Origin of the sequence: Pseudomonas sp. NPDC047961 (genome assembly GCF_050272435.1) — a bacterium.
Lineage (GTDB): Bacteria > Pseudomonadota > Gammaproteobacteria > Pseudomonadales > Pseudomonadaceae > Stutzerimonas.
Genome location: NZ_JBNNMD010000001.1, coordinates 495,820 through 521,878 on the forward strand (window position 1 = coordinate 495,820; position 26,059 = coordinate 521,878).

27 protein-coding genes and 1 pseudogene are annotated in these 26,059 nt (G+C 59.1%); 14 read left to right on the plus strand and 14 right to left on the minus strand.

The window, feature by feature from the left end:
• Window positions 1-13: 13 nt before the first annotated feature.
• Window positions 14-613, minus strand: a complete 600-nt coding sequence (locus ACQKIK_RS02330; protein ID WP_241530559.1) for a glutathione S-transferase family protein — start codon at window positions 611-613, stop codon at window positions 14-16.
• Window positions 614-760: 147 nt separating this feature from the next.
• Between ACQKIK_RS02330 and ACQKIK_RS02335 the strand changes: the two genes are divergently transcribed.
• A complete protein-coding gene (locus tag ACQKIK_RS02335; RefSeq protein ID WP_241530558.1) occupies window positions 761-1,321 on the plus strand; it encodes a TetR/AcrR family transcriptional regulator in 561 nt (186 codons plus the stop codon).
• Window positions 1,322-1,346: 25 nt separating this feature from the next.
• Here ACQKIK_RS02335 and ACQKIK_RS02340 read toward each other — a convergent pair whose 3' ends face one another.
• Window positions 1,347-4,421 (minus strand): efflux RND transporter permease subunit, encoded by a 3,075-nt coding sequence (locus tag ACQKIK_RS02340; RefSeq protein ID WP_241530557.1) that lies wholly within the window; start codon window positions 4,419-4,421, stop codon window positions 1,347-1,349.
• Window positions 4,422-4,426: 5 nt separating this feature from the next.
• Window positions 4,427-5,524 (minus strand): efflux RND transporter periplasmic adaptor subunit, encoded by a 1,098-nt coding sequence (locus ACQKIK_RS02345; RefSeq protein ID WP_241530556.1) that lies wholly within the window; start codon window positions 5,522-5,524, stop codon window positions 4,427-4,429.
• Between the two features lie 95 nt (window positions 5,525-5,619).
• Here ACQKIK_RS02345 and ACQKIK_RS02350 point away from each other — a divergent pair, with 95 nt between their 5' ends.
• A complete protein-coding gene (locus ACQKIK_RS02350) occupies window positions 5,620-6,273 on the plus strand; it encodes a TetR/AcrR family transcriptional regulator (RefSeq protein WP_241530555.1) in 654 nt (217 codons plus the stop codon).
• A gap of 81 nt (window positions 6,274-6,354) precedes the next feature.
• Here ACQKIK_RS02350 and ACQKIK_RS02355 read toward each other — a convergent pair whose 3' ends face one another.
• Both ACQKIK_RS02355 and dgt read right to left on the minus strand, forming a co-directional pair.
• Window positions 6,355-7,563, minus strand: coding sequence for an ammonium transporter (locus ACQKIK_RS02355; RefSeq protein WP_241530554.1), 1,209 nt, complete (start codon window positions 7,561-7,563; stop codon window positions 6,355-6,357).
• A 346-nt stretch (window positions 7,564-7,909) separates the two neighbouring features.
• A complete protein-coding gene (gene dgt, locus ACQKIK_RS02360; protein ID WP_241530553.1) occupies window positions 7,910-9,406 on the minus strand; it encodes a dGTPase in 1,497 nt (498 codons plus the stop codon).
• 119 nt (window positions 9,407-9,525) lie between these two features.
• Here dgt and ACQKIK_RS02365 point away from each other — a divergent pair, with 119 nt between their 5' ends.
• From ACQKIK_RS02365 to ACQKIK_RS02385, 5 genes and pseudogenes are all read left to right on the plus strand, one after another.
• Window positions 9,526-9,714, plus strand: coding sequence for a hypothetical protein (locus ACQKIK_RS02365; protein WP_046162003.1), 189 nt, complete (start codon window positions 9,526-9,528; stop codon window positions 9,712-9,714).
• A gap of 38 nt (window positions 9,715-9,752) precedes the next feature.
• Window positions 9,753-10,430, plus strand: coding sequence for an MOSC domain-containing protein (locus tag ACQKIK_RS02370; RefSeq protein ID WP_241530552.1), 678 nt, complete (start codon window positions 9,753-9,755; stop codon window positions 10,428-10,430).
• Between the two features lie 145 nt (window positions 10,431-10,575).
• Entirely contained in the window at window positions 10,576-10,896 is a 321-nt protein-coding gene (locus ACQKIK_RS02375) for a DUF2025 family protein (RefSeq protein ID WP_241530551.1), read from the plus strand.
• 217 nt (window positions 10,897-11,113) lie between these two features.
• Window positions 11,114-12,085 (plus strand): annotated as a pseudogene (locus ACQKIK_RS02380) (methyl-accepting chemotaxis protein); the annotation flags it as partial.
• 78 nt (window positions 12,086-12,163) lie between these two features.
• Window positions 12,164-12,943 (plus strand): methyl-accepting chemotaxis protein, encoded by a 780-nt coding sequence (locus ACQKIK_RS02385; RefSeq protein WP_499135178.1) that lies wholly within the window; start codon window positions 12,164-12,166, stop codon window positions 12,941-12,943.
• Between the two features lie 364 nt (window positions 12,944-13,307).
• Here ACQKIK_RS02385 and ACQKIK_RS02390 read toward each other — a convergent pair whose 3' ends face one another.
• Window positions 13,308-14,204, minus strand: coding sequence for an EamA family transporter (locus ACQKIK_RS02390; protein WP_127838775.1), 897 nt, complete (start codon window positions 14,202-14,204; stop codon window positions 13,308-13,310).
• A 215-nt stretch (window positions 14,205-14,419) separates the two neighbouring features.
• On the opposite strand from ACQKIK_RS02390, the gene ACQKIK_RS02395 reads away from it, so the two are divergent.
• Both ACQKIK_RS02395 and ACQKIK_RS02400 read left to right on the plus strand, forming a co-directional pair.
• Window positions 14,420-15,124 carry a YebC/PmpR family DNA-binding transcriptional regulator gene (locus ACQKIK_RS02395; protein ID WP_064481894.1) on the plus strand — a complete coding sequence of 235 codons (705 nt, stop codon included), beginning with the start codon at window positions 14,420-14,422 and terminating at the stop codon, window positions 15,122-15,124.
• Window positions 15,125-15,156: 32 nt separating this feature from the next.
• Window positions 15,157-15,501: a YajD family HNH nuclease gene (locus ACQKIK_RS02400; protein ID WP_064481893.1), complete on the plus strand. Its 345-nt coding sequence runs from the start codon at window positions 15,157-15,159 to the stop codon at window positions 15,499-15,501.
• A 21-nt stretch (window positions 15,502-15,522) separates the two neighbouring features.
• Here the strand turns inward: ACQKIK_RS02400 and ACQKIK_RS02405 are convergent, their stop codons facing one another.
• Complete coding sequence (locus ACQKIK_RS02405; RefSeq protein ID WP_045428948.1) at window positions 15,523-15,954, minus strand: universal stress protein; 432 nt, start codon at window positions 15,952-15,954, stop codon at window positions 15,523-15,525.
• Between the two features lie 122 nt (window positions 15,955-16,076).
• Between ACQKIK_RS02405 and ACQKIK_RS02410 the strand changes: the two genes are divergently transcribed.
• The 3 genes from ACQKIK_RS02410 (at window position 16,077) to ACQKIK_RS02420 (ending at window position 17,996) form a co-directional block, all read left to right on the plus strand.
• Window positions 16,077-16,520 (plus strand): group II truncated hemoglobin, encoded by a 444-nt coding sequence (locus ACQKIK_RS02410; RefSeq protein ID WP_499134605.1) that lies wholly within the window; start codon window positions 16,077-16,079, stop codon window positions 16,518-16,520.
• Between the two features lie 127 nt (window positions 16,521-16,647).
• Window positions 16,648-17,196, plus strand: a complete 549-nt coding sequence (locus ACQKIK_RS02415) for a non-canonical purine NTP pyrophosphatase (protein WP_045428952.1) — start codon at window positions 16,648-16,650, stop codon at window positions 17,194-17,196.
• Between the two features lie 8 nt (window positions 17,197-17,204).
• Window positions 17,205-17,996, plus strand: coding sequence for an SIR2 family protein (locus ACQKIK_RS02420; RefSeq protein WP_499134607.1), 792 nt, complete (start codon window positions 17,205-17,207; stop codon window positions 17,994-17,996).
• Between the two features lie 87 nt (window positions 17,997-18,083).
• On the opposite strand, the gene ACQKIK_RS02425 is transcribed toward ACQKIK_RS02420, so the two are convergent.
• A complete protein-coding gene (locus ACQKIK_RS02425) occupies window positions 18,084-18,599 on the minus strand; it encodes a hypothetical protein (RefSeq protein ID WP_045428956.1) in 516 nt (171 codons plus the stop codon).
• Window positions 18,600-18,831: 232 nt separating this feature from the next.
• Window positions 18,832-20,772 (minus strand): sodium:solute symporter family protein, encoded by a 1,941-nt coding sequence (locus ACQKIK_RS02430; RefSeq protein WP_499134608.1) that lies wholly within the window; start codon window positions 20,770-20,772, stop codon window positions 18,832-18,834.
• Window positions 20,773-20,936: 164 nt separating this feature from the next.
• Here ACQKIK_RS02430 and ACQKIK_RS02435 point away from each other — a divergent pair, with 164 nt between their 5' ends.
• Together ACQKIK_RS02435 and ACQKIK_RS02440 are read left to right on the plus strand one after the other, a co-directional pair.
• Window positions 20,937-21,359 (plus strand): GNAT family N-acetyltransferase, encoded by a 423-nt coding sequence (locus ACQKIK_RS02435; RefSeq protein ID WP_241530545.1) that lies wholly within the window; start codon window positions 20,937-20,939, stop codon window positions 21,357-21,359.
• Complete coding sequence (locus tag ACQKIK_RS02440) at window positions 21,356-21,775, plus strand: NUDIX hydrolase (RefSeq protein WP_241530544.1); 420 nt, start codon at window positions 21,356-21,358, stop codon at window positions 21,773-21,775. Before ACQKIK_RS02435 ends, ACQKIK_RS02440 begins: the two co-directional genes overlap by 4 nt.
• A 15-nt stretch (window positions 21,776-21,790) precedes the next feature.
• On the opposite strand, the gene ACQKIK_RS02445 is transcribed toward ACQKIK_RS02440, so the two are convergent.
• The 5 genes from ACQKIK_RS02445 to ACQKIK_RS02465 all read right to left on the minus strand — a co-directional run bounded on the left by ACQKIK_RS02445 (window position 21,791) and on the right by ACQKIK_RS02465 (window position 26,046).
• Entirely contained in the window at window positions 21,791-21,937 is a 147-nt protein-coding gene (locus ACQKIK_RS02445; RefSeq protein WP_177327063.1) for a hypothetical protein, read from the minus strand.
• Between the two features lie 551 nt (window positions 21,938-22,488).
• A complete protein-coding gene (gene rpoS, locus ACQKIK_RS02450) occupies window positions 22,489-23,487 on the minus strand; it encodes an RNA polymerase sigma factor RpoS (RefSeq protein WP_241530543.1) in 999 nt (332 codons plus the stop codon).
• Window positions 23,488-23,585: 98 nt separating this feature from the next.
• Complete coding sequence (locus tag ACQKIK_RS02455) at window positions 23,586-24,428, minus strand: peptidoglycan DD-metalloendopeptidase family protein (protein WP_413818215.1); 843 nt, start codon at window positions 24,426-24,428, stop codon at window positions 23,586-23,588.
• Between the two features lie 29 nt (window positions 24,429-24,457).
• On the minus strand, window positions 24,458-25,393 hold the full coding sequence (locus ACQKIK_RS02460) for a polyprenyl-phosphate transporter (RefSeq protein WP_046162015.1): 936 nt from the start codon (window positions 25,391-25,393) through the stop codon (window positions 24,458-24,460).
• 17 nt (window positions 25,394-25,410) lie between these two features.
• A complete protein-coding gene (locus tag ACQKIK_RS02465) occupies window positions 25,411-26,046 on the minus strand; it encodes a protein-L-isoaspartate(D-aspartate) O-methyltransferase (protein ID WP_029404859.1) in 636 nt (211 codons plus the stop codon).
• Window positions 26,047-26,059: the final 13 nt, after the last annotated feature.

Here is a 26,059-nt window from a genome sequence, read left to right on the forward strand (position 1 = left end):
GGCGCTTGCCTCCTTACTCCAGACCGGGCATGCCGACGTAACCCGGCAACTGGCGAATACGAGAGCACCACGCCCTAACTGCGGCAAACGGTGCGAGATCGAGACCGCCCTCCCCGGCCAGCGCCGCATAGGGGTATATCGCGATGTCGGCGATGCTCGGGCCGGCCGTTTCAGCGAGCCAAGCGTGCTGCGCAAGCTGTTGTTCAAGCAGGCTGATGGCGGCCACGGCACGGTTTGCGGCTAATGCTTCGTCGATTGGCCTGGCGAACAGACGCCCCGCACGGGCAGTGGCTGGGCCATGGTGCATCTCGTTGGCCGCGAAGCTCAGCCAGCCGACGATGCGCGCCTGAGCCAACGCATCCTGCGGGAACCAGGCTTCATCGGAATAGCGCCGCGCCAGATAAACAAGGATGGCCTGAGAGTCGATCACTCGGAGCTCGCCGTCCTCAAGTACCGGCACCTGCCCGCGTGGGTTGGTCGCCAGGAACGCTGACTGCCGGTGCTCACCCTTGAGCACATCCACCGGCACCCGTTCAGCCGTTTGGCCGATCAAACCAAGAAACAGGCGAACCTTGTAGCAATTGCCGGACAGGGTCATGTCGTAGAGTTTCATCGTGTCGCTCCTTGAGGATGGGCCGGAATCAGGCACGACTGGATAATAGACAGACCTGTCTGTACACTTCAAGCGCAATGTATCGATCAGCCGACAATTGGAGGGAACAGTTTCGCTCCCGCATAATGGCCGGCCGAGGAGACCTACATGGCAACCAACAAGCGCGACCTGCTGCTCGCCACCGCGGAGCGGCTGTTCTACACAGAGGGCTACCACGCCACCGGCATCGACCGAATTCTCAGCGAATCGGGCGTGGCCAAGATGACCCTGTATAAGCACTTCAAGTCGAAGGACGAACTGATCCTGGCGGTGCTGGAAGCACGCCAGCTGCCGATGCTCGAGCGTTTGCGAGAGGCGCGCAGCGCGTTGCCGCCGCGCAAGGCGCTGCTGAGCGTTTTCGATGGACTGAACAACATGATTCACAGCCCAACCGCGTTCTGTGGCTGTCTGTTCATCAACGCAGCGGCCGAATATCTGGATCGAGAACACCCGATCCATCAGCGCGCAGCGGGATACAAGGCGCAATTTCAGCACCATCTGCGCGAGCTGCTGGAAGCACTCGATGCACCGCTGCCTCAGCAGCTTGCACGCCAGTTGCAATTTCTTATCGAAGGCGCACTGAGCATGGCGCACATCGAAGGCCCGGATGACCAGGCGCTGCTGGCCAAGGCCTCAGCGGAGCAGCTGCTGCAGGCCGCCGGCGTCTAAGCGGACGCCGACTCCCATTCAGGACTCAGCTTTGAGGCGCTTCCTTGACCCGGAACCAGGCGGCGTAAAGCGCTGGCAAAAACAGCAATGTCAGCGCAGTCGCGACGATCAACCCGCCCATGATCGCCACCGCCATCGGTCCGAAGAACACACTGCGTGACAGCGGTATCATCGCCAACACCGACGCCAGCGCTGTCAGCACGATGGGCCGGAAGCGCCGAACCGTGGCATCGATGATGGCATTGAAACGATCCTGCCCCGCGCCAATGTCCTGCTCGATCTGATCCACCAGAATCACCGAGTTGCGCATGATCATGCCGGACAGCGCGATAGTGCCGAGCATCGCTACGAAACCGAACGGCTTGCCGAACAGCAGTAGGAACAGTGCTACGCCAATCAGCCCCAGCGGTGCGGTCAGGAACACCATCGCCGAACGTGAGAAGCTTTTCAGCTGCAGCATCAGCAGGCTCACCACAACGATGATGAACAGCGGCATTCCGGCATTCACCGAGGCCTGGCCGCGACTGGAGTCCTCGACAGTTCCGCCGACTTCCAGCAGGTAACCGCTGGGCAGCGCCTCGCGTACCTCATTCAGGGTCGGCTCGATCTGTTGCACCAGCGAGGCCGGCTGCTGATCGCCATAGATGTCGGCACGCACCGTTACCGTCGGCATCCGATTGCGATGCCAGATCACGCCCTCTTCGAAGCCGTATTCCAGGGTTGCGACCTGCGACAAAGGCACACTGCGGCCGCTGGCCGTGGGAATCGCCAGGCTGGGCAACATGGACAGTGTTTCGCGTTCGCGTGCGGTACCACGGATCAGGATCTCGATCAGCTCGTTATCTTCCCGGAACTGGCTCGCCGTGGTGCCGGTGAAGGTGCGCTTGAGGAAGTTCGATAGTTCAACCGTACTGACACCCAGCGCACGGGCACGATCCTGGTCCACGTTCAGCCAGACCACCTTGCTCGGCTCCTGCCAGTCGAGATGGACGTTAGCCACATAGGGGTTCTCGCGCACCTTGGCCGCGACCTGACGTGCCAGCTTGCGCACCACATCGATATGCTCACCAGTGACCCGGAACTGCACCGGATAGCCCACGGGCGGACCGTTTTCCAGACGACTGACGCGACCGCGCAAGGTCGGGAAATCTTCCCGCAAGCGCTCGATCAGCCAGCTACGTAACGCCTCGCGCTGCTCGATACTGTCAGCCAATACCACGATCTGAGCGAAGCTGGTGGCCGGCAGCTGCTGATCCAGCGGCAGGTAAAAACGCGGCGACCCGCTACCGACATAGGCCACATAATTGTCGATACCGGCGCGGTCCTTGAGCATCTCCTCAAGGCGATGGACCTCTGCTTCGGTGGCCTTGAGGGACGCACCTTCAGCGAGCTTCAGATCGACCATCAGCTCCAGACGACCGGAGGCGGGAAAGAACTGTTGCGGCACGATACGAAACAATCCGATCGCGCCGACGAACGCCAACAAGGTCAGGATGATGACCGTCTTGCGCCGCTGCACACACCAATGGATCACGCGCCGCACGCGCTGGTAAAACGGCGTCGAATACGGGTCGTGTCCCTGCTCGCTGCCGCCATGCTTTTGCGCATGACGCTTGGCCAGATCGGGCAGCAGCTTCTCGCCCAACAAGGGCACGAACACTACTGCGGCGATCCAGGAGGCGATCAGGGCGATGGTCACCACCTGGAAGATCGAGCGCGTGTATTCGCCCGTACTGGACTGCGCGGTGGCGATCGGTAGAAAGCCCGCTGCGGTGATCAGCGTACCGGTGAGCATCGGAAAGGCCGTGCTGGTCCAGGCGTAACTCGCAGCCTTGAGCCGGTCGAAGCCCTGCTCCATTTTGATCGCCATCATTTCCACTGCGATGATCGCGTCGTCCACCATGAGCCCCAACGCCAACACCAGCGCACCCAGGGAAATCTTGTGCAGACCGATGTCCAGGTAATGCATGGCCGCGAAGGTCATGGCCAATACGAGCGGGATCGACAGCGCGACCACCAGCCCCGTACGGACACCCAGCGAGAAGAAGCTCACCAGCAGCACGATTACCAGGGCCTCGATCAGCACCTGGACGAACTCGCCCACACCTGTCTTCACGGCCGCCGGCTGGTCCGAGACCTTGCGCAACTGCATGCCCGCCGGCAATTCCTGCTGCAGTCGTGCAAACGCTTCTTGCAGCGCCTCGCCGAGCACGAGGATGTCGCCTCCGGGTTTCATCGACACCGCCAGGCCGATCGCCGGTTCGCCCATGTAGCGCATGCGTGGCGCGGGCGGATCGTTGAAACCGCGATAGACCTCGGCGACATCACCGATGCGGAAGGTGCTGCCGGCCACTCGGATGGGGAAGTCGCGAATTTCCTTTACCGTCTCGAAGCTACCGGTAACGCGTAATTGAACACGGTCACTGGGTGTCTCGACGAACCCCGCCGACATGACGGTGTTCTGCGCTTCGAGCGCCTGTTTGACTGCCTCCAGCGGCACGCCGAGATTGGCCAGCTTGACGTTGGAAAGCTCAATCCAGATCTTCTCGTCCTGTAGACCGATCAGCTCGACCTTGCCGACGTTTGCGACACGCTGCAGCTGTAACTGGATGCGATCGGCGTAATCCTTGAGCACGGCGTAATCAAAGCCTTCGCCGGTCAACGCGTAGATGTTGCCGAACGTGGTGCCGAATTCATCATTGAAGAATGGGCCCTGCACACCGGCGGGCAAGGTGTGGCGGATGTCGCCGACTTTCTTGCGGATCTGATACCAGAGGTCAGGGATCTGCTCGGAGTGCATCGAATCGCGCGCCATGAACGTCACGTTGGATTCGCCCGGCCGTGAGAAGGACACGATGCGCTCGTACTCCCCCGTTTCCATCAGCTTCTTTTCGATGCGCTCGGTGACCTGCTGCGAGACTTCTTCGGCGGTCGCGCCGGGCCACTGGGTCTGAATTACCATCGCCTTGAAGGTAAAGGGCGGGTCTTCGCTCTGACCGAGCTTGCTGTAAGAGAGCGCCCCGACCACGGCCATCAACAGCATCAGATAGACAACGATCTGCCGATTACCCAGCGCCCAGGCGGAAAGATTGAAGCGCATCGTGATTACTCCTGCGCTGCCAGCACGACCGGACGGTTATCACGATCGACCGCCCTCACCGCCTGGTTCTCGTGGAGCATCTGCACACCCGCCAACACAATCCAATCGTCGGCCTGCAAGCCTTTGAGAATCGGCACCGAGGATTCACCGAAGGCCCCCGTTTGTACGACGACGCGCTCAAGTGTGGCGTCCTCCCTGACTCGCCAGACGTAAGCGTTGCCCTGCTCGGCCGTGACCGCCGAAAGCGGCACGGCCAACGGCACCTCGCCGTTGCTGCGGATCGACACCAGTGCGCTCTGGCCAAGTTCGGCAGGCACCTCGGCATCATCGAAGGCAACGCGCGCCGAGTAGGTCCGGGACTGCGCGTCGGCAGCTGGTGATAGCTCGCGGATGTGGCCGGCATACGTCTTGCCCGGCTGCGACCAGATTTCCACCGACACCGGTTGGCCGACCGAGTAGCGTTCCAGCGCCTGTTCCGGCAGGTTGATGGCCACCTCGCGTTCGCCATCGGCAGCCAGGACAAACGCTGTCTGACCAGCGCCAACCACCTGCCCCACCTCAACCCGACGCTGAGCAACCACGCCTTCGTGCGTCGCTCGCAGGATGGCGTAGCCGACCTGGTTGTTGGCCACGTCGAATTCCGCACGGGCTTGTTGCAGCCGTGCCTGCGCGGAGCGATAGGCGTTTTCAGAAGAGTCGAATTGCGAGCGACTGACCAGCTGGCGATCCATCAAGGTCTTGTAGCGCTCATGCTCGGCGCGGGCGACCCGCAAGTTGGCTTCCGCCGCCGCCACCTGAGCGCGCATACCCTCGAGTTGCAGCCGCACATCCTGCGGATCGAGCTTGGCCAATGGTTGATCCTTGCTCACCCGCTCGCCGGCTTCGACCATCCGCTCCGTGACCTTGCCTGCAATGCGAAACGCCAGTTCGGGTTCGTAGCGCGCATGCACCTCGCCCGGATAGCTTTCAAAGGCCTCACTGGCAGGCTGTGGCTGAACCACCATCACCGGCCGCGTCGAGAGTTGCTCAGGCTCGTCATTACCGCAACCGGCAAGCAAAACGAAACCAAAAACACCGAGGAAGGGCAAGGCATGTCGGAACACGTCGAATCTCTCTCTGTCGCGAGGCGGGTTCTAATACTTATACTGCGCGGTATAGTAAAAATACCGAACTCACCAGTCTAGTATTAAAAACGCCCATGACCGAAAGCTCACCCGTACCGTCTGGCCCAGGCCGTCCGAAGGACCCCGCCAAGCGCGAAGCGATCCTGGCGGCTGCCCAAACTCTGTTCCTCGGCAATGGCTATGAAGGCAGCAGCATGGACGCCATCGCCGCCGAAGCCGGCGTATCGAAGCTCACGCTGTACAGTCATTTCAAAGACAAGGAGGCGCTGTTCGGCGCTGCGGTAAAGGCAACCTGCGAGACGCGTCTGCCGCGCCGGCTGTTCGTGCTGGAGGATGGCCGTGAGTTCCGTTCGGTCCTGCTGGATATTGCCCAGGCTTTTCACGAGCTGGTCATCAGCCCCGAATCCATCGGCCTGCACCGACTGATGGTGGCAATGGCGGCCCAGAACCCGACGCTGTCGCGGATGTTCTTCGATGCAGGCCCACAGAAGCTGTTGCTCGATCTGGAGCAGCTGCTCGACCAGGCGCACCGGTGCCAGTTGCTGGATGTGCCCGAGCCGATGCGCGCCGCGGAACATTTCTGTTCGTTGATTAAAGGCGCCGCTCATTTTCGTCTGCTGATCGGCTATGCCGAGCGACTGGACGCCAAAGATGGGAAGCGGCATGTCGAGGATTGCGTCGCCCTGTTCATGCGCGCCTATGCCCGCGAGACCGACACGGTCGATTGAATGGGCAGCTAAGGGTTCCCACTGCGGCAATCAACCCGAATCACCAAAAGCCGGCCGCATCGTGCGGCCGGCATCCTCAAGTCAGTCGTGGCTCAACGCACCGATGCGGTGGATCGACAGGTCGGCACCGTTGAATTCTTCTTCCTGGCTCAGGCGAATGCCAACAGTGGATCTGAGCACGCCGTAGACCAGGAAGCCGCCCACGAGCGCGACCAGCACACCCAGGCCCGAGCCTATCACTTGACTGATAAGGCTGATGCCGCCCAGCCCCCCAAGGGCATGCTGACCAAAGATCCCGCAAGCCAGCCCGCCCCAAACGCCGCAGAGGCCATGCAATGGCCAGACGCCGAGCACATCGTCGATCTTCCATTTGGCCTGGGCCGCGGTGAATGCCCAGACGAACAAGGCACCCGCTACCACGCCCGTTGCCAAAGCACCGATGGGATGCATCAGGTCTGAGCCTGCGCAGACCGCTACCAGCCCAGCCAACGGCCCGTTGTGGAGAAAGCCTGGGTCGTTGCGGCCAACCGCCCATGCGGCCGCTGTTCCGCCAACCATGGCCATCAGCGAGTTGATCGCCACCAGCCCGCTGACCCCTTGAAGAGTCTGGGCACTCATCACGTTGAAGCCGAACCAGCCCACGATGAGGATCCATGATCCCAGTGCCAGGAAAGGTATGTTCGACGGGGCGAAGGCCACCAGACGGCCATCGCGGTATCGACCGTTGCGTCGACCGAGCAGAATCACCGCGCCGAAAGCGAGCCAACCTCCCATACCGTGCACCACTACCGAGCCGGCGAAATCATGGAACGGGGCACCAAACTGCGCTTCCAGCCAGGCCTGAACGCCGAAATTGCCGTTCCACATCATGCCTTCGAAGAACGGGTAGACGAACGCAACGATCAGCAAGGTAGCGCACAGTTGCGGCCCGAATTTGGCGCGCTCGGCAATGCCGCCGGAAATGATCGCAGGTATCGCTGCAGCGAACGTCAGCAAGAAGAAGAACTTGACCAGTGAATAGCCGTTTTCGGCGATAAGCTGATCCGCTGGCTGCAGAAAGGTCACGCCGTATGCGACCCAATAGCCGATAAAAAAATACGCCAATGTCGAGACGGCAAAATCGGCGATGATTTTTGACAGGGCATTGACCTGATTTTTCAGGCGTACGGTCCCGACCTCGAGAAAGGCGAAACCGGCATGCATCGCCAGGACCATCACAGCGCCCATCAGGATGAACAGGGTATTGGCACCGTGAATCAGGACTTCTACCGCACTGCTTGGGTTATCCATCTACTACGTCCTATGGAAAGCGCACCAAAACAGCAATCCGCACCAATCAAACGCACCAACTTGCATCACGATTGGTTGAAGGCTTGCCGTCAACTGTTGCGGCGGACTTTCGAGACGGCCGTCTCTCGAAAACCGAAGCGTTATTTTTCAGACACTTACGGTTAATTCCGCCTGATTTCGCAGTCGATCGTTGCGCCATTACGGGGCTACGCTCGATCCGCACGCACCAGACAAATGCAAGCGCTATACCAACGAAACGGCAGCGCGAGCAATTTTGGCGCATCGGAGGTGGGCTACAGGCAAAGCGGACGATGATGCCTGCCAGAACAGCAGGCATAGACGGACGTTATAAAGCTGAGAGCGTGCGGTATTCGTCCTGCGCCAGCTGGTCGGTCATTCCGCTGACGAAGTCCTGCAACATCCGGCAGCGGTAGTAGAACTCCCACAATGGCTGCTCTTCACTGCCTTCAGGGTGCGCTTTCAGCGACTCGTGGTAGGCCTTAATCAGTTGGCTGGGCAGGCGCCGGGCAAGCATTTGCAGGTGCGGCTCGCTGCGACAACGGCCTTCCGTCAATGCCTGGAAGGTCTCTGGTGCGACGGCCAACAGCGGCGAATAGGCATCCAGCAGCCCTTGCAGAATCCGGTAGCCCTGCAGTTGCAAGGTTTCGACTTCTCGGTGACAGAACACCCGGTCCATCGCGACATCCTTGAAGGTCTGCACGATGGCGTTGGCAAGACTTGCGTCCTCCAGCAGTGCACGATCGAGCGTGCCGTCGTAAACCGCCTCGATATGCTCGATGAACTGCTGGGCGGCGTGTTGCACCAGCGGGTGTACCAGATTCACACGCAGCCAGATGAAAAATTCGCCCACCTTGTTGATCGGTTCCTTTGCAGCACGCGCCTGGGCGTACTCGACCATGCTGCGAAAACTGCGGCCGGTGCTCGCAATCGCCTCGTCGGGCGAGCCGTGCTCGGTGAATTTGGCGATTAGCAGCTGAGATAGCTGCTCGATGGTGAAGATGCCCTTCTCTACCGAGTCTTCAATGTCCGCAAGGCAATAGGCGATGTCATCGGCTGCCTCCATGATGTACGCGACTGGGTGCCGCGTGCCTGGCTGCAATCCCAGCGCAGCCTGCAGCTCCGCAACGAAAGGTTCCTCCGACAGGTAGAAGCCTGGCTTCTTCAACAGATAGGCACCAGGTGTCCCCTTGGCCGGCTTAGGCGCGTAAGCGGCGCGCACGTATTTGAGCAGGCCAGCCGTCTGTGTGTAGGTCAGATTGAGCCGCAGCAGGCTCACCACCAGCCGGATCGCTTGTGCATTGCCTTCGAACTGCTCGAGATCGATCAGCATGCGGCTGCGCAATGCGTTGTTGCCCTGCTCGTCCGGCACCGCCGCGTCGAACAGCTTTTCCAGGTGCCGCTTAAACCACTCGCCAATGGCGAACTCGCCAAAGTGCCCGAACGGTGGATTGCCGATGTCGTGCATCAGACACGTCATTTCCACCAGGCTTTCCAGCGCGCCTTCCAGCCCATCCAGGCCGTAATGCGCTGCTCGCTCACCAAGCTGCTTGTACAAGGTGCGCACGATGAAACGGCCGGTCTGCTGGACCTCAAGGGAATGCGTCAGACGACTGCGCACCGCCGCATTGCGCTCCAGCGGAAAGACTTGAGTCTTCTGCTGCAGCCGGCGCACCGCAGCGGAGTTGATGATACGGCCGCGATCGCTTTCAAACTGATCAATGATCAGTGACAGCTCACCCTCTGAGGCTTTGAGACCCGATTCGACGCGTCCATAAGGTCGCTGGCGGGAAATCTTGTCCTTGAAGTTGACGGACCGCGGCATGATTCGAACTCGATTGACGACAGAACCGCGAGCCTAGCGCGGCTCGGAAGCTTTACCAAGCAATCGGGCGACAACGGGGCTCGTCGTTTAGAATCGCCCGCTCAGCTAAAGGAGCAGACATGAGCCGGTCGGAGTTTCATCAGCAACATGCCGAGCGGGCAACAGCCGAAGCGCGACGACTATTGGAACACCGAGAGATTTTGGGTCCGCGCTGGCTGGCCTGGGTCGCCACCGAGCTGTATCAGCTGAAGCCGCCGGAGTTTGCCGCCATGGTGCGCCGAGAGCTGGCCCGACTCAACGAAGCTTGAAAAGCCCTTGCCCTTTTTCATCCAATCAGAGCACCGTCATGCAATGGCCGGTTGAAGGCCCCTTTCTACGCGACCAACTGCTGCGGTTGCCGGGCACCGAGAAGCTTTCGGGCATAGACAAGCAACGAGCCACGAATGACGTCTGGCTCGATCTCAACGGGCTGCAAGGTGACCGTGTCGCCGATCACCGTTTCCATGGCGGGCCGGATCGCAGCCTTTGCCATTACCCGGCCGATCACTACCGACACTGGTGCAGGCTGTACCCGCACCTGCAAGCGATCGGCCCAGCCGCGTTTGGCGAGAATCTTTCAACGTTGGACCTGGATGAACGACAGGTCTGCATCGGGGATCGCTTTCGCTGGGGTGACGCCCTGATCGAGGTCAGTCAGCCCCGCTCGCCTTGCAGCAACCTCGACCGACGACATGACGCCCGAGGCCTAGCCCGGCAACTGGCCAAAAGCGGCAGAACCGGATGGCTGTACCGAACCCTGGAACCCGGCGCTGTTCGCCCTGGCGCTGATCTGCATTTGATTGATAGGCCGTGCCCGACCGCCAGCGTCTTGCGCGTCTGGCGCAGATCCATGAATGAGGACATCAGCGATACCGAACTCACCTGGCTGGCCGGTCTGTCGCCGCTTGCAAGCGAATACCGCACACGCTTTCGTCAACGCCTGGACAGTCGACGCAGGCAACAGGATCAGGGTGCGTTGTTCTGATGACGGCAAGCGGCGTCGTGCCGCTGTTCAGACGCAACGCTGACCGCGACAATGCCTTCCATCGAGCGACCCCAAAAGTAAGGTCGCCAAGCACATCAAACGCCTGCCCTGCGTGTAAACCACCCGAATCGATACCGAGGTTTACATGAGCATCACATCCGCCGACATCTGCCAGGCCGCCGACTGCCTGCAAGGTTTTGTGGGTTTCAACGGCAAAAGCGGCAAGCACATCGTCCGGTTCAGCGAAGACTCGTTCGGCATGGATGTCGCCGATACCAGCATCACACCGGCGAGCGAATTCATCTGGCAGACCGTCGACAACGAGTTGATGACCCTCAAGCGTGAGCTGATTCAGTTGCTGCTCGACCAAAACATCAATGATCGGTTGGCCGTCACAGAGCCGTTACTGGCGTATATGCGCAGGCGGGATTTACCCGAGATCCAGGCGCAACGTGTCAGGCAATGATGTACAGCCACTAACGACCGAAAACGCAGTCAAGTCATCAGACAACCGCCTCAAGTATTGACAGATTAAGCCGATGTCATTGTACGACCCATCGTCATCGGCACTGCCAGCCTGAGGAACAACAATGAAAAATCTCAAAGTCAGCTACAAGCTGGCGCTGGGCTTCGCTGCGGTATTGCTGCTTACCATCTGCGTTGCCGCTATCGGCGTGCTCAGCATGGACGCCCTGATTTCACGAAGCGATAAAGCGCAGACCGCTGAAAACCTGCTCAACGAAGCCAATCAGATCCGCTATGCGCAGGTGCGCTTCGAAGAGCGTGGCGACCAGAAGTACGTCGCTCAGGTCACCGACTCGGTGGCTAAAATCGCCCAGCTTGTAGAGCAGAAAAAGGCCAGCTTTTCGGAGCCGCAGGACCGCGAGTATCTGCAAGCCATCGTCAACCAGGCTCGGGACTATCAGGCAGCATTTGAGAAGCTCGTCGCGCTGCATGCACTGAAAAAGCAGACGCGTGCCAACTGGGTCGATGCAGGCAACACCACCGACAAGCTGATTGCCAATCTGGAACAACGCTGGAACGGCGTCCAGGGCAATCCGGTCCTGCACCCGACCAGCGACATCGCCAACATTGCCCTGATGACCACCGAGCTTTCCAAGCAGAACCGCCTGCTGCGCTTCACCGTGCGCGGTTATCTGATGGAAGAATCCGAAGCCGCACTGCAGAACCTGAGCCAGCAATTCGAGGCGTTGAACGCGGCCATTTCACCGCTGGAAGAAGAGCTGATCGGCCCTCAAGCCGAAAGCCTGAAAACGCTCAAGGCCAGCGCTACCGAATATGTCGATTTGGTAAAGAAGCTGCCGCCCATCGTAGCCAGCCAACAACAGGCGCGTCAGGACATGGAGGCCATTTTTGCCAAGCTCTACGACCAGGCCCGCAGCATCATCTCCAGCCAGACGGAGAAAAGCGCCAATGATGCCCAGACGAAGAAGATTCAGGTCATCGGCATCACCTTGGCGGCGGTTGTCCTGGGCGTCCTGATCGGCTGGCTGATCGTCCGTCAGATTACGCAGCCACTCAACCAGGCAGTGCAGATCGCCGAGCGCATCGGCGCTGGCGACATGACCGGTCAGGCTCCGGAGCCGCGCCACGACGAGTTCGGCCAATTGCTTCAGGCACTGGGCAAGACGCGCGGTAACCTGCAAACGCTGATCGGGCATATCGGCGGCATCACCACGCAGCTGGCCACTGCCTCGGAGGAATTATCTGCGGTGACCGAGCAGACCAGTGCCGGCGTCAGCAGCCAGCGCCAGGAAACCGATCAGGTCGCCACGGCCATGCATGAGATGACCGCGACGGTGCAAGAGGTCGCGCGCAATGCCGAAGAGGCGTCAAGCGCAGCCCAACGCGCCGATCAACAGGCCGCCAAAGGCAATACCGTGGTCCAGCGCGCCTTGTCGCAGATCGATCGGCTCTCCAGCGAAGTCACGCTTTCGGCTGAGGCCATGACCCAGCTAAACCAGGAAACCGACGGCATCAGCACCGTGCTGACCGTGATCAACGGCATTGCCGAGCAGACCAACCTTCTTGCGCTGAACGCCGCCATTGAGGCTGCTCGGGCGGGTGAAGCCGGTCGCGGTTTCGCAGTGGTGGCTGATGAGGTACGGGGGCTTGCCCAACGCACGCAGCAATCCACCGCGCAGATCGAAGCCCTGATCGCCAACCTGCAGAAAGGCGCCCGCACGGCGTCCGGAATGATGGACAGCAGCAGCACCCTGGCCCGCGATACCGTCACCCTCGCTCGAGAAGTGGGCACGGAGCTGCAAGCCATTACCGAAACTGTCTCGGTCATTCAGGCGATGAACCAGCAGATCGCCACCGCCGCCGAACAGCAGAGTTCGGTTGCCGAAGAAATCAATCGCAGCGTGCTCAGCGTGCGCGACGTGGCCGACCAATCCGCCGAAGCGGCTCGGGAGACGGCCATCTCAACTGCCCGCCTCGCCCAGCTGGGCGGTGAGCTGCAGACGCTGATCGGGCGGTTCAAGATCTGATCTTTCGCTCACAAGGGTTGGTTAGCCACGGCTGCTAGATGTCGCTATCCATTCCTGCATGGCAGGCGTAGGCTCTGTAAGACTATTTCGATCTTCACGCTCACGCCGAGGTGCATTGGCCACAGAGCAGACGCACGCAAGGATGCATCACTAAGCCACCCATCAGCGAGGCGACATCATGAGCAAAGGTATGGATACAAAGAAGAATGCGAAAAAGAAACCCCTCAAGACTGCGCAGGAAAAGCGCGCGGCCAAACGGGATAAAGCCAGCGGACCCGCACCTTTATTGGGCAGTCACGCTGCCCGCTAGATCACAACGCTGGTAGAGCGCCCCGCCCGGACACCGTCGCGGGGCGTTTTGCTGTCAGGCCGCTGGACTGCCGAAAGCCGTGCGCAGTCGGCCAACCACCCATCCCCCGCCTACGTTGATCACCAGACCCAGCATTACCAGCAGCGCGCCAACCGCCTGGAGCAGGCCCAGGTGCTCGTCCAGCAGTACCGCGGCAGAGGTCAGCCCAACGACGGGTACGAGCAGCGAGAACGGCGCAACGGTATTGGCAGGATAGCGCGACAACAGACGACTCCAGAGTCCGTAGCCAAGAATGGTCGCGCCGAACGCTAAGTAGATCAGCACCAGCGCTGAATCCATTCCGAATCCACGCAATGCACCCCCGATCGCTTCCGGCCCCTCCAGCACCCACGACAGCGCGAAGAACGGAATCGGTGGAATCAGGCTGCCCCACACTACCAGTCCGACCAGATTCACCTTGCCCACCTTGCGGGTAACGATATTGCCCAGTGCCCACATCGATGCCGCGCAGATGGTCAGCAGGAAACCTGCCAGCGTCATGCTGCGGTCGCCTTGCATGCCGATCAGCAGCAAACCGCCAGCGGCAATCATCAGCCCGACCAGATTGCTTGCACGGAGCCGTTCGCCAAGAAATAGCACGGCGAAGAACAGCGTGAAGAACGCCTGCGACTGCAGCACCAACGAGGCCAGGCCAGCCGGCATGCCGACCTTCATCGCAGAGAAGAGAAAGGCAAACTGACCGAGCGAGATGGTCCCGCCATAAGCCAACAACCAGCGCAGCGGCATCTGTGGTCGCTTGATGAACAACACCGCCGGAAATGCCGCGAGCAGAAAGCGCAGTGACCCCAGCAGCATCGGTGGGATGTCATCCAGGCCGACCTTGATTACGACGAAATTCATACCCCAGACGACAATCACAACCAGGGCCAGCATCAGGTCCTTCGGTGCCATGGCACAGTTCCCCAGACAAAAACGCATTAAAGCCGGCTGTGGCGACCCGGTACTCATACAGCAGGCAGGCATTTGGGCGTTACAGTCGACAGGCTTACGCGCCATACGTCCTGCCGCGGCCCTTGAGTTACGCACAGCCCGTGCCTGCTGCCGCAGCAACGGCTAGAATCGCGGTCAGTCGATCTCCAACAACCTAAGCCATCACGAGAGCATTCATGGGCGCACAGTGGAAAGCGAAACATAAGGAAGCGGCAGCCAACGCCAAAGGTCGTACCTTCGGCAAACTGTCGAAAGAAATCATGATCGCGGCGCGTAGCGGCGCCGACCCGGACATGAATCCTCGCTTACGCCTGGTGGTAGAGCAGGCCAAGAAGGCCTCGATGCCCCGCGAGACCCTCGAGCGCGCCATCAAGAAAGGTGCGGGGCTGCTAGGTGAGAGCGTCAATTACGAGCGCACCACCTATGAAGGCTTCGCGCCGCATCAGGTTCCGGTGATCGTCGAGTGCCTGACCGACAACGTCAACCGCACCGTGGCTGAGATCCGCGTGCTGTTTCGCAAGGGCCAGCTCGGCGCCTCCGGCTCGGTCGCCTGGGACTTTGATCACTGCGGCATGATCGAAGCCGCGCCGGCGACTGCCGATGCCGATCCCGAACTGGCCGCCATCGAAGCCGGCGCGCAGGATTTCGAAGCTGCTGAAGATGGTGCCACGCTGTTCATCAGTGACGCCACGGACATGGACGTGGTCTGCCGCGCCCTGCCGGGCCAAGGCTTCACCGTACAGTCGGCACAGCTCGGCTACCGCCCGAAGAATCCCGTGACGACGCTGTCCGAAGCCGAGCTCGAGGAAGTCGAAGCCTTCCTCAGCGCCATCGACGCCCATGACGATGTGCAAAATGTCTACGTCGGCCTGGCCGGCTAACGCATATCAACCGTTGAGCTAGAGGCACAGCGATGAGTACGAACAAACCCAACACCCCCTATGCCCAGCGCGAACAGGGTTATCGTGAAAAGGCCCTGAAAATGTACCCGTGGGTCTGTGGGCGCTGTGCACGGGAGTTTTCCGGCAAGCGACTGAGCGAGTTGACGGTCCATCACAAGGACCACAACCACGACAACAACCCGGAAGATGGTTCCAACTGGGAGTTGCTCTGCCTGTACTGCCACGACAACGAGCACTCACGCTATACCGACAACCAGTATCACGCCGAAGCCCGGCCAGGGAGCGACCTGGGGCCGAAAGAGACGTTCAAGGCCTTTGCCAATCTGGCCGACTTGCTCAAGCGCAAGCCGGACTGAGGATGACAAAACAGGTGTCGGTCACTTCACCAGAAGGACCGGCACCGAGACCTCATGAACCACACGATTGGCGACCGAGCCCATGAGCATGCCAGTAAAGCTGCCCAGGCCGCGGGTGCCCATCACTACGGTGTCGCAACCAAACCGTTGCACGGCATCGTTCACCTGCTCCGCCACGTTGCCCAGGATGGCGTGAGTCTGGTGCGCAATTCCCGCTGTCTTGAGTGCCGCAGCGGCTTCTGCAAGGGTTCGGTTCGACTTGTCGATAAAACTCTTGTTCAACTCATCAACCGTACCCGCAGTGACGAACTCGCCATAGAGTACAGGCTCCTGCTGCACGTTCAGCACATGCACCTCGGGCGGCTTAGGCGCGTCGGTGGCGAAATCGATGATGTATTGCAAGGCCCGTTTGGCGTTGTCCGAACCGTCATAAGCGAGAAGAATGTTGCGCATAGCGAGTCTCCAGCCAGTTTTGTCGACAGCATAGACCATCATCCAGGCGCGCCCGGACACCAACATCGCATCCGTTGCTCTGGATCAATCTCCACGGTGCGTCGCCGTTTCGAGGCCTTACCATGAATACAACCTTCAGCGTTCCGTTTGGCGTAGGCGATGCTTCGTTCCAGGCAGCGGGTGGCGAGTCTGGGCTGACGCGCCTGGTCGAAGCGTTCTACCAGATCATGGACGAGCGCGAAGATGCGACCTGCGTCCGCCGCCTGTATCCACGCGACCTGATCGAATCGCGCAAGCGGCTCGCTGCCTTTCTTTGCGGCTGGTTGGGTGGCCCACGTCGCTACGCGGAACACTACGGCAGCATCAACATTCCGCAGTTTCACACCCGCTGGACAATCGGCGAAGCCGAGCAGGATGCCTGGCTCGAATGCATGGCTCTGGCGATCGCCAAGCAGGGATACTCCGCAGAATTCGCCGATTACCTGCTGGCCCAGTTGCGAATTCCTGCAAAGCGTATTCTCCAGGCAGGCCAGCACGCCTGCCCCGTACAGTCGGCTCCACTGTAACCTCGCTGTACCTCGGCTCGAGTAGCCTGGCGTCTGCACGCCGCCGAACCCCTTGCACCTAGCTGCGTCATACCTTGTGAGGCCGTTGCGAACACGGCGGCACTGAACCACGCAACCAGGGGATTCCATGAAGATCCGCTTTGCTTCGGTGAACGAGCAGAAGATTCGCGATGCAGAAGAATTTCTAGGCAAAAGCGGTATCGAGATCGTCAAATTCCCGGTGCGCATCGTTGAAACACAGACCGAGGACCTGAACCAACTGGTCAGTGACAAGCTACTGGACGCATTCAAGCTAATTGGCAAGCCCGTGTTCGTCGAGCATTCCGGCCTGTTCATCAACAGCCTGAACGGTTTTCCTGGCGGCCTTACACAGACCTTTTGGGATCGTCTGCACGCCGTACGTTTTTCCGATCTGATTGGCAGCCTCGACGACCCATCGGCCGTTGCACGTACGTTGATCGGCTACTGCGACGGCCGCAAGCGGCACTTCTTCAAGGGCGAGGTCACTGGCAAGATCTCCCGTACTCCTGCCGGCGATCAGGGGTTCGAATGGGACAACGTATTCGTGCCAGACGGCTATTCGTGCACCTTCGCAGAACTGGGCGGTGTGCATAACGACCTTTCAATGCGCAGGCGTGCTCTAGATGCCTTCATCACGCACTTGCGAAGGGGCTGAGGTAGTTGATGCAAAAGCTTCTGGAGGCATACAAAAATAACCGCCTGATTCTCTTTGTTGGCTCGGGGGTGTCCGCCAACATCGGGCTGCCGCCATGGCGCGAGCTTATCGATGAGATCGCCGCTCAGCTCGAGTACGATCCAGACGTATTCGATACCTACGGAAACTTCCTTTCGCTTGCCGAGTACTACCGCATCAAGAAAGGCAACATCGGGCCGCTGCGCAGCTGGATGGACCGTGAATGGCACAAGAACATCGATATTCGCGACTCGGAAATACACCGGCTGATTGTCCAGGGCCGGTTTCCTGCCATTTACACCACCAACTATGATCGCTGGCTAGAGAACGCGCACGACGCTCACGGCGTCAGCTATCTGAAAATTGCCAATGCAAGCGATCTGGTCAAGGCGCGAGACGGCGTGCGACAAATCGTCAAGTTCCATGGCGACTTCGACGACGATAATTCCATCGTACTCGACGAGACTAGCTACTACGAAAGGCTGCAGTTCGAAACACCGCTGGATATCAAACTGCGCGCGGACACCTTGAGCAAGGCCGTCCTGTTTATTGGCTACAGCCTTTCCGATACGAATATCAGATTGCTGTTTTACAAGCTTTCAAAGATCTGGAACCAACACGAAATGCTAGGCGTCCGGCCGATCTCATATGTTTTTTCGCATAAACCCAACCCCGTGCAGGAAGAAATCCTCAGTCAGTGGGGCATTCGCATGATCACCTCTGAAGATGACGAACCAGGGCTGGCATTGCAGAACTTTCTGAAAGAATTGGTGGAGGGCTGAGGGAGGTTGCGCACAGTTTGAATCCCGCCCAGCGCAGCGCAGCGCAAATAGCAAGTGCGATGCCATTAAACATCGCACTTGTTGGCTTCAGTAGTTGTAGCCAATACCGACGCTGTAGAAGAACGCGCCGTCATCGTAACGATCCCGCGCATCGCTTCCACTTTTGAAGAGGAATTGATATTCGGCCATTGCAGTGATGAAGGTTTTGTCCTGAACCCAGTATTTAATACCGACTTCCGGCCCCCCCATAAAGGTTTCGTCAACCTCCTCGCCATAGATCCCACCAACACTCACCCCGACGAACGGACGAGTATTGCCACTACCGAAGTGATAGTCGTAGAACACACGGGTCGAACCGTCGAACTGCACGCTCTCCCCTTCCGAGTCACGGGCATTTACGGTCTGCCGAACACCCCACATGGAAGCCTCGTCCAGATATGTGCCCCAACTACCTTGTACGGAAAACACTGTATCGTCGAAGTCCTTATCGCTGCTGCCCGCGCCACCCAGCGTAACTTCGCGATCACCTGCCACCGGAGCGGCAACTGCAATGGCGGGAAGCATGGCGGCGACCAGGAGGGAAGTTTTGAAAAGTCTGTTCATGACAACACCTCTTGTTCTTGCTAACTATGGCGGAATGCGCAACTTATGTGATGCGCACTGTTAATGACAGGAACACGTCATGACTGTTCATTTTATTTTAGGTGTATATTGCAAGCACCTGTTTATCAAGGACTTTTTTATTAGCAAAACCCATTACAGCAGATACTTTCTCAGCGATATAAAACAACCGAAACGGGCAACTAACGAAACGGCAATTCACTCGGGATGGTGATCAGGAAGTGCTACTTTCGGGTGTCGCCATTTCATCCGGCAGCGGTTCGTCTTCGGGGTCGCTATCGAACTCATGTCCCATGGCGATCCGCAACCAGACAGGTACCAGCAACAAGCCCACCGCTATGCATACCCAGCTGATCACTGAAGAACCATCCGGTGGCGGAAACATCAAGCGCCCTACACCGACCAGCAGGGAGAACAGCGAAACGGCAGTCACCGCAACAGCAAAAAGACGTGTACCAAACGCCTTGACCGAAACAGAGGCTGCTACCCCATTGAGCCTCGCCGCACGCCGCCAGAAGCCAAACGGACGTACACGACTGTAGAAGTGCTTAAGTGTGGCGTCGTCGGTAGCGGGGGTAATGAAGGTCACCAGGATTGCTGCGGAGGTGGTCGTCAGTGCCATGATTCCAAGGCGCACCCACTCACGATCAGGGTCGGTGCCGAGGTAATAGAGCAGCAGTGGCGCCGTGATCAGCGACACCGCCATCGCCGTCAACTCTGAATAGAGGTTTATCCTCTCCCACAGCCAGCGCAGCACCAGTACCGAGCCCATTCCCGCGCCGAATAGCAGTGAAATGAACCAGGCAGTCTGGATCGAACCGAGATTGGCCATGATGATCATCGCGATCACCAGGATCAGTACATTCGACAACCGCGCGACCAACACTAGCTCGCGATCCTTTGGCTTTCGCTTGAGCACGTATGGCGCGAACACCCCTCCATAGACGTCATTACTCCAATAGGAAGCCCCCCAATTGAGGTGCGTATCGACGGTTGAAGCCAGCGCCGCCAGCAAGCCGACGAGCATCAAGCCCCTTACGCCTGGTGGCAGCAGATCTTCGATACCCTGCACGAACAAGGCCTCTCGCCCAGCAGTGAAACCGTCACCGGCCATGTCACCGGGGGTGAAGGGATACAACACCAGTAATCCGACGGCGATCGCCATCCAGAACAGGCTGCGCAGGAATATCTGCAGCCAGGTGAACACCAAGCCGGCAATCCGAGCGTCACGGTCGGTGGGGCATGCCATGCTCCGCTGCGCCAGGTAGCCGGTACCGTCAGCGTTCATCTGGAAGAACCACTGCAGACCAACGATCACCAGAAACGGCATCAACGCCTCGCCCGCATCAGCAGGCGGGGCGAAAGACAGCAGCCTGCTCGCCTGTTCGCTGCCGTAGAGTTCGACGATGCGGTCGGTCAGCCCGCTCAAACCACCCGCTGCGTCAACCACGAACCAGGCATAGAGCAGAGTGCCGATCATCGCCAAGCTGAACTGCATAACGTCAGTCTGTACCACGGCGCGTAAACCGCCCGTAATCGAATACATCGCGGTAAATGCGAGGATCAGCAGGATCGAAATCAAGTTGTTGGCACTCATCATCGCCGGATCGAGTCCCGTAATGCTCTCGCCAAGCTGGATGCCCAGATCGGCGATCAACGCGACGATGGGCTCATAGACACCAGACGGTAACCACAGATGCCACGGTAGGAATACCTCAGCGATACGAATGGCAGCTACCAGGACCATTGCCAGCACCACACAGTTGATCACCGTGCCGTAATAGATAGCCTTGAGCAGACGCAGCGGCGTGACACCTTTGCCGCTATAGCGCACACAGGTCAGCTCTGCGTCGGTCAGCACTCCGGCGCGACGCCAGCCCACCGCAAAGATAAATGCCATCAGCAGGAACGCGAGGCCATAGATCCAAAGACGCCATAGCGCAAAGACGCCCGCCGTCGCGACCAGACCGGTCACCAACAGCGGCGTATCGGCCGCGAACTGGGTCGCCCCCATGGAAAAGCCTGCCTTCCACCCCTTGATAGTCCTGCCTGCCAGAAAGTATTCGTCGAGGCTTTGGGACGCCTTGCCCCGTGCGCGCAGGCCGGAACCCAGACCGTAGAGAACGAAGGCCATGACGATCAGTAGGTCCAACATTTTGTTATGTCCTAGCTGGATGCTGTTCTTCTGAGAGCGCGAGCTAGGGTGGAAAATTGCAGGCGCCGGATGAACGGAGCGAACATCGAATTCGGCTCGGACCCGTGGCCCGCTGACCCGACGAGCATCGGTTAATATCCGGCAGCATTGATGGAGAAATGCTCATGGAAGTACCTCAGTTGCGTCAGCTGCCAGACCAAAGCCGACCTTTGCTTAACAAATTCTACCGAGCCCATCGCAGCCATATGCGGGCGCCAGCCGGTGCTCGCTACTGGGTCGCACAGCATGTGGAGATTGTTGCGGGGCTATGCCTCACAGGCCTCGATGGCGGCCATTGGCTAACCGGTTTGCTGGTCGCGCCAAGCCACCGTAATCAGGGAATCGCGACACGCTTGGTGGCCCAAGCGCTGGCCGCCTGCGAAGGGCCTGTATGGTTATTTTGTGAGCCGGGGTTAGCGTCTTTCTACAAGCAACTGAGTTTCGGTGAGACCACTGCTTTGCCGGGGTCACTCGCCGTTCGCCTGCAACGTTACAACCAACACAAGACGCTTGTGGCGCTATGCCACGATAAGGAGCAAGCGGCATGACATTAACCGTGCTGAAAATCGCCACTGCCTGCCTGCTTGATGAGGCGGGACGCGTATTGATCGTACGCAAGCGCGGAACCCATGCGTTCATGTTGCCTGGCGGCAAGATCGAGGGTGAGGAGACGCCTCGGCAAACGCTCGAGAGGGAACTGCATGAAGAACTGGATCTGCTGATGGAGCCGTCGAAGCTAGAGTCGCTCGGCCATTTTCAGTCGCGGGCGGCAAACGAACCGGACCATTGGGTGGAAGCTGACGTGTTCATTGCGCGCCTAGAAGCCTCGGTAAAGGCACAGGCGGAGATCGACGCGCTGGACTGGCTGGAAGTAAATGCAGAGCGGCAGGGACACTTGGCGCCCCTGCTACGAGAGCAGGTACTTCCCGCACTGCGCCTTAGGCTGCTTGCAGACGAAAGGTAAGGCACCAATCAGCAGCTACGGAGAAATAGGATCACTTGCCGGAAAGGTCTCTTCCAAGGCCTCATCCAGCTGGTCTTCATTAGCCTCATCTGGATCACGTTTGTCCGGGTCTTCTTCATCTCGCCCAGGCTGGGCAGGTGGATTCGGTTCGTTGCCGTTCATGTGAGCATCTCTGAGTTAGGTTACGGCTATTAGTCCGTTCACCGGCGCAGTCGTTCGCGCACCCACCTATACAAAAAACGCCACACAAAAAAAAGGGGCGGGGGTTAACCCCCGCCCGCCTCCTTCCCTACTTCCCTTTTTTTCCTGCTCATCGTCCTGATGAAACCGCCTCCAGCGGCTGATCCTGTCCGACATCCTTGCCGGCTGTGCTTGTCCCTGAGCACGGTTGCGATATTAAGGATTTGAGCGACAACAGCAACTCTGAAAAATGCATGATGGCAACGGAGCCACTATCTTAATAAAATATATTTCTAATAAAAAACAAAGACTTAAAAATCTACTTTTCTTGGAATGGCGATCCGCTCGGTCAACGCTACTAACTTTGCTTACACACTCTGTAAGCAAATGCTTACGTGAGGAATCGTTTAGGCAGAAGTCGTAAGAATCGGGAGTTAAGCCCGCTTATTCAATCGACCGCCGCTAAGCTGCAGTGCAGCCTGCGTAACGGATAGAAATCGTGCCCCTTACCGCGCAGTAAGGGGCAACGGGGCCTAGCGGAACAGCGATTCACTGGAAAGACCGTTACGCTCCAGAATTTCACGGAGCCGTTTGAGTGCTTCGACCTGAATCTGCCGAACCCGCTCTCGGGTCAAGCCAATCTCCTGACCGACCTCTTCTAAAGTGCAGCTTTCATGGCCGCGCAGACCAAAGCGTCGGATAACCACTTCCCGCTGTTTTTCAGTCAGGTCGGACAGCCACTGATCGATGCTCTCGGACAGATCATCGTCGAGCAAAAGCTCGCATGGGTCGCTCGGGCGGTCATCGGTCAGGGTATCGAGCAAAGTCTTGTCGGTGTCCGGTCCCAGGGAGACGTCGACCGAGGTCACGCGCTCGTTCAGCCCCAGCATTCGCTTGACCTCAGCAACCGGCTTTTCAAGCAGGTTGGCGATTTCCTCGGGGCTAGGCTCATGATCGAGCTTCTGCGTCAGCTCGCGCGCTGCCCGCAGGTAAACGTTCAGCTCCTTGACCACATGAATCGGCAGACGAATCGTCCGAGTTTGATTCATGATCGCCCGTTCGATGGTCTGCCTGATCCACCAGGTTGCATAGGTCGAGAAGCGGAAACCACGCTCAGGGTCGAATTTCTCGACCGCTCGAATGAGTCCAAGATTTCCCTCTTCCACCAGATCCAGCAGCGATAGACCTCGATTGACATACCGTCGAGCGATTTTCACGACCAGCCGCAGATTGCTTTCGATCATGCGCTTGCGCCCCGCCGGATCGCCCTTCTGCGCGAGACGCGCGAAATGCACTTCCTGTTCGGGTGTCAGCAGGGGGGAAAAACCGATTTCGTTGAGGTACAGCTGGGTGGCGTCGAGCGCGCGGGTGTAATCGATGAATTTGTGTTGCTTGACCGTTGCGGTCTTGGACTTGGTGCCGACTGAACCGACGCGGGAGATCTCGGTAATCGGATCTGTTTCCGCGGACGGTTCCATGAGTAGAACTGCATCGTCTACGTCAAACTCCGGCACTTCTTTTTTGAGAGCCATTATTGTTTTCCTGTTCTGAGTTCGACAACAGGCTTGGGCGGCACGCGTTCCCTGGCATCGCTCAAGCCCCTCCTAGTGCCAGAACAGGCAGCATCAAATCATCGCTTTGGCAGATATTGCAGCGGATCTACAGGTTTGCCTTGGCGGCGAATCTCAAAGTGCAGCTTCACCCGGTCGGTTCCAGTCGATCCCATCTCGGCAATAGTTTGCCCAGCTTTGACTTGTTGACCCTCCTGAACCAGCAGCCTGCGGTTGTGGCCGTAGGCACTTACATAGGTATCGCTGTGCTTGATGATCACAAGTTCGCCGTAACCCCGTAAACCACTGCCGGCGTACACAACAGCCCCATCAGAAGCAGCTAAAACAGGCTGTCCTAATTCCCCGGCGATATCAATGCCTTTATTCAAACTTCCGTTTGAGGAGAAACGGCCAATAACCGTGCCGCCTGCAGGCCAGGCCCAGCCGCTCGCGGAGCGGGTAACAGGCTTGATCGGGGTGTTCGGCGCAGCAGGCTTGGGCGCCGCTACGGTGGGTCGCGTCAAAGGCGGCGGCGTCGGTACTGGATTCGTCACGATGGGCGGCGTGCTGGGCGCAGACGCGGGGGGAGCGGTTACCGGACGAGTGGCAACGGCACGGGGTACCTGCCCACTGAAGCGAATCGTCTGGCCTGGGTAGATCACATGCGGTGGACGGATATTGTTGACCCGTGCCAGATCGCGCCAGTCCCAGCCAAAGCGGAAAGCGATCGACCAGAGCGTGTCCCCGCGCTGTACGGTGTAGTGCCCGCTGGTTACACGGTCCCGGTTGTTACGATCGACGACACTCACGCCGCCTGACGGCGAGCTGGCGCACCCGACCAGTAACGAACCCGCCAACAAGGCGACAAGCGCGCAACGGACTGATGAACTGCGTATCCATTGCGTGCTGGCTGTGAGCTTCAATACCCGCTCCCTATGATCGACAAGTCGGTTCAGACGCTTTGTGCGACTGGCTGGTGACGCCCGGCAAACCACTCCAGCCCAAGCACCAGCGCGATGCCGGCGCCCGCCAGAAGGATCGCCAGCAGCAGCTGCGGATCCTGCCCGGTCAGATCGCCATAAGCGCCCGGCAGCAGGTTTTGCTCTAGTAGCGGCACGGGCTCACCGTGCGAGTTGGTGCGCCAGGTCAGCGTCTCTTTCCAGGGCCATACCTTGTTCAGCGAGCCGAGCATCAGCCCGGTTAGAAATGCCAGGGTAAGGTCGCGCCAACGCCGCAGAACCAAACTCAACACACGCGCAAAGCTCAACAAGCCGACCAGACAACCGGCGGCAAAGGTCAGCATGATGCCTAAATCCAAGGCTTTAACCGCGCCCAGAATTACGGGGTACAGGCCGAGAAGAACCAGAATGAAGCTGCCGGATATCCCCGGCAGGATCATGGCGCAGATCGCGATGGCGCCAGCGAAGAACAGACTGACACTGCTGGTGCTCCACTGCATTGGCGACGCGACCGTAATCCAGTAGGCAAAGCCGATACCCAGGCACAGACTGATCAATCGTGACAGGTTGCGACGCTGGATTTCCTTGCTGACCAAATGCACGGAGACCAAGATCAACCCAAAGAAGAACGACCACACCGGAATCGGATGCTGCTCGAGGAGGTAGGTGATCAGTTTTGCCAGGCTGAGCACGCTGGTCAGAATCCCAGCGAACAACACCAAGAGAAAGGTCCCGTTGGCGGTGCGCCATGCTTCGGCGATGCGCCCCTTGAGCAGTACGGGAATGGCGTTCGGCACTGCGCCTATGGAGCGCAGCAATTCATCGTAGATTCCGGTTATGAATGCGACGGTACCACCCGAGACGCCAGGCACCACATCCGCAGCCCCCATCGCCATGCCCTTGGCGTACAACAGCAACGCGTTTTTCATGCTTCCATCCGCTGTGATCAAACTACAGGTCCATTGAGCAGCGGCACGAAGCGCACGGTATCCAGCAGATGGCGGGAAAAACCGTCTTCCTCTCGAATGATCAGCATCAGTTGCTGGACTTCGCCAACCCCGACCGGGATCACCAACCGCCCGCCGGGAGCCAGTTGATCGAGCAGAGCCTGGGGCACGTCGGCTGCCGCCGCGGTAACGATGATGCCGTTGTAAGGGGCCAGCGCAGGCCAGCCCTCCCAGCCATCACCCCAGCGAAAGACCACGTTACGCAACTTGAGTTCGACCAAGCGTTCTTTTGCGCGATCTTGCAGCGCCTGGATTCGCTCTACCGAGAACACCCGCTCGACCAGCTGTGCCAGCACAGCTGTTTGATAGCCGGAACCGGTGCCGATCTCCAAGACCTTGTCAAGCGGGCCGTCAGCGAGCAGCAGCTCGCTCATACGCGCCACCATGAAGGGTTGCGAGATGGTCTGGTTGTGGCCGATGGGCAGCGCGGTGTCTTCATAGGCGCGATGAGACAATGCCTCATCGACGAACAGGTGGCGGGGCGTGCGACGAATCACCTCGAGCACGCGAGGATCTGAAAGCCCTTCTTCGTACAGCCGCTGGATCAGCCGGTCCCGGGTGCGTTGTGAGGTCATCCCGGTACCATGG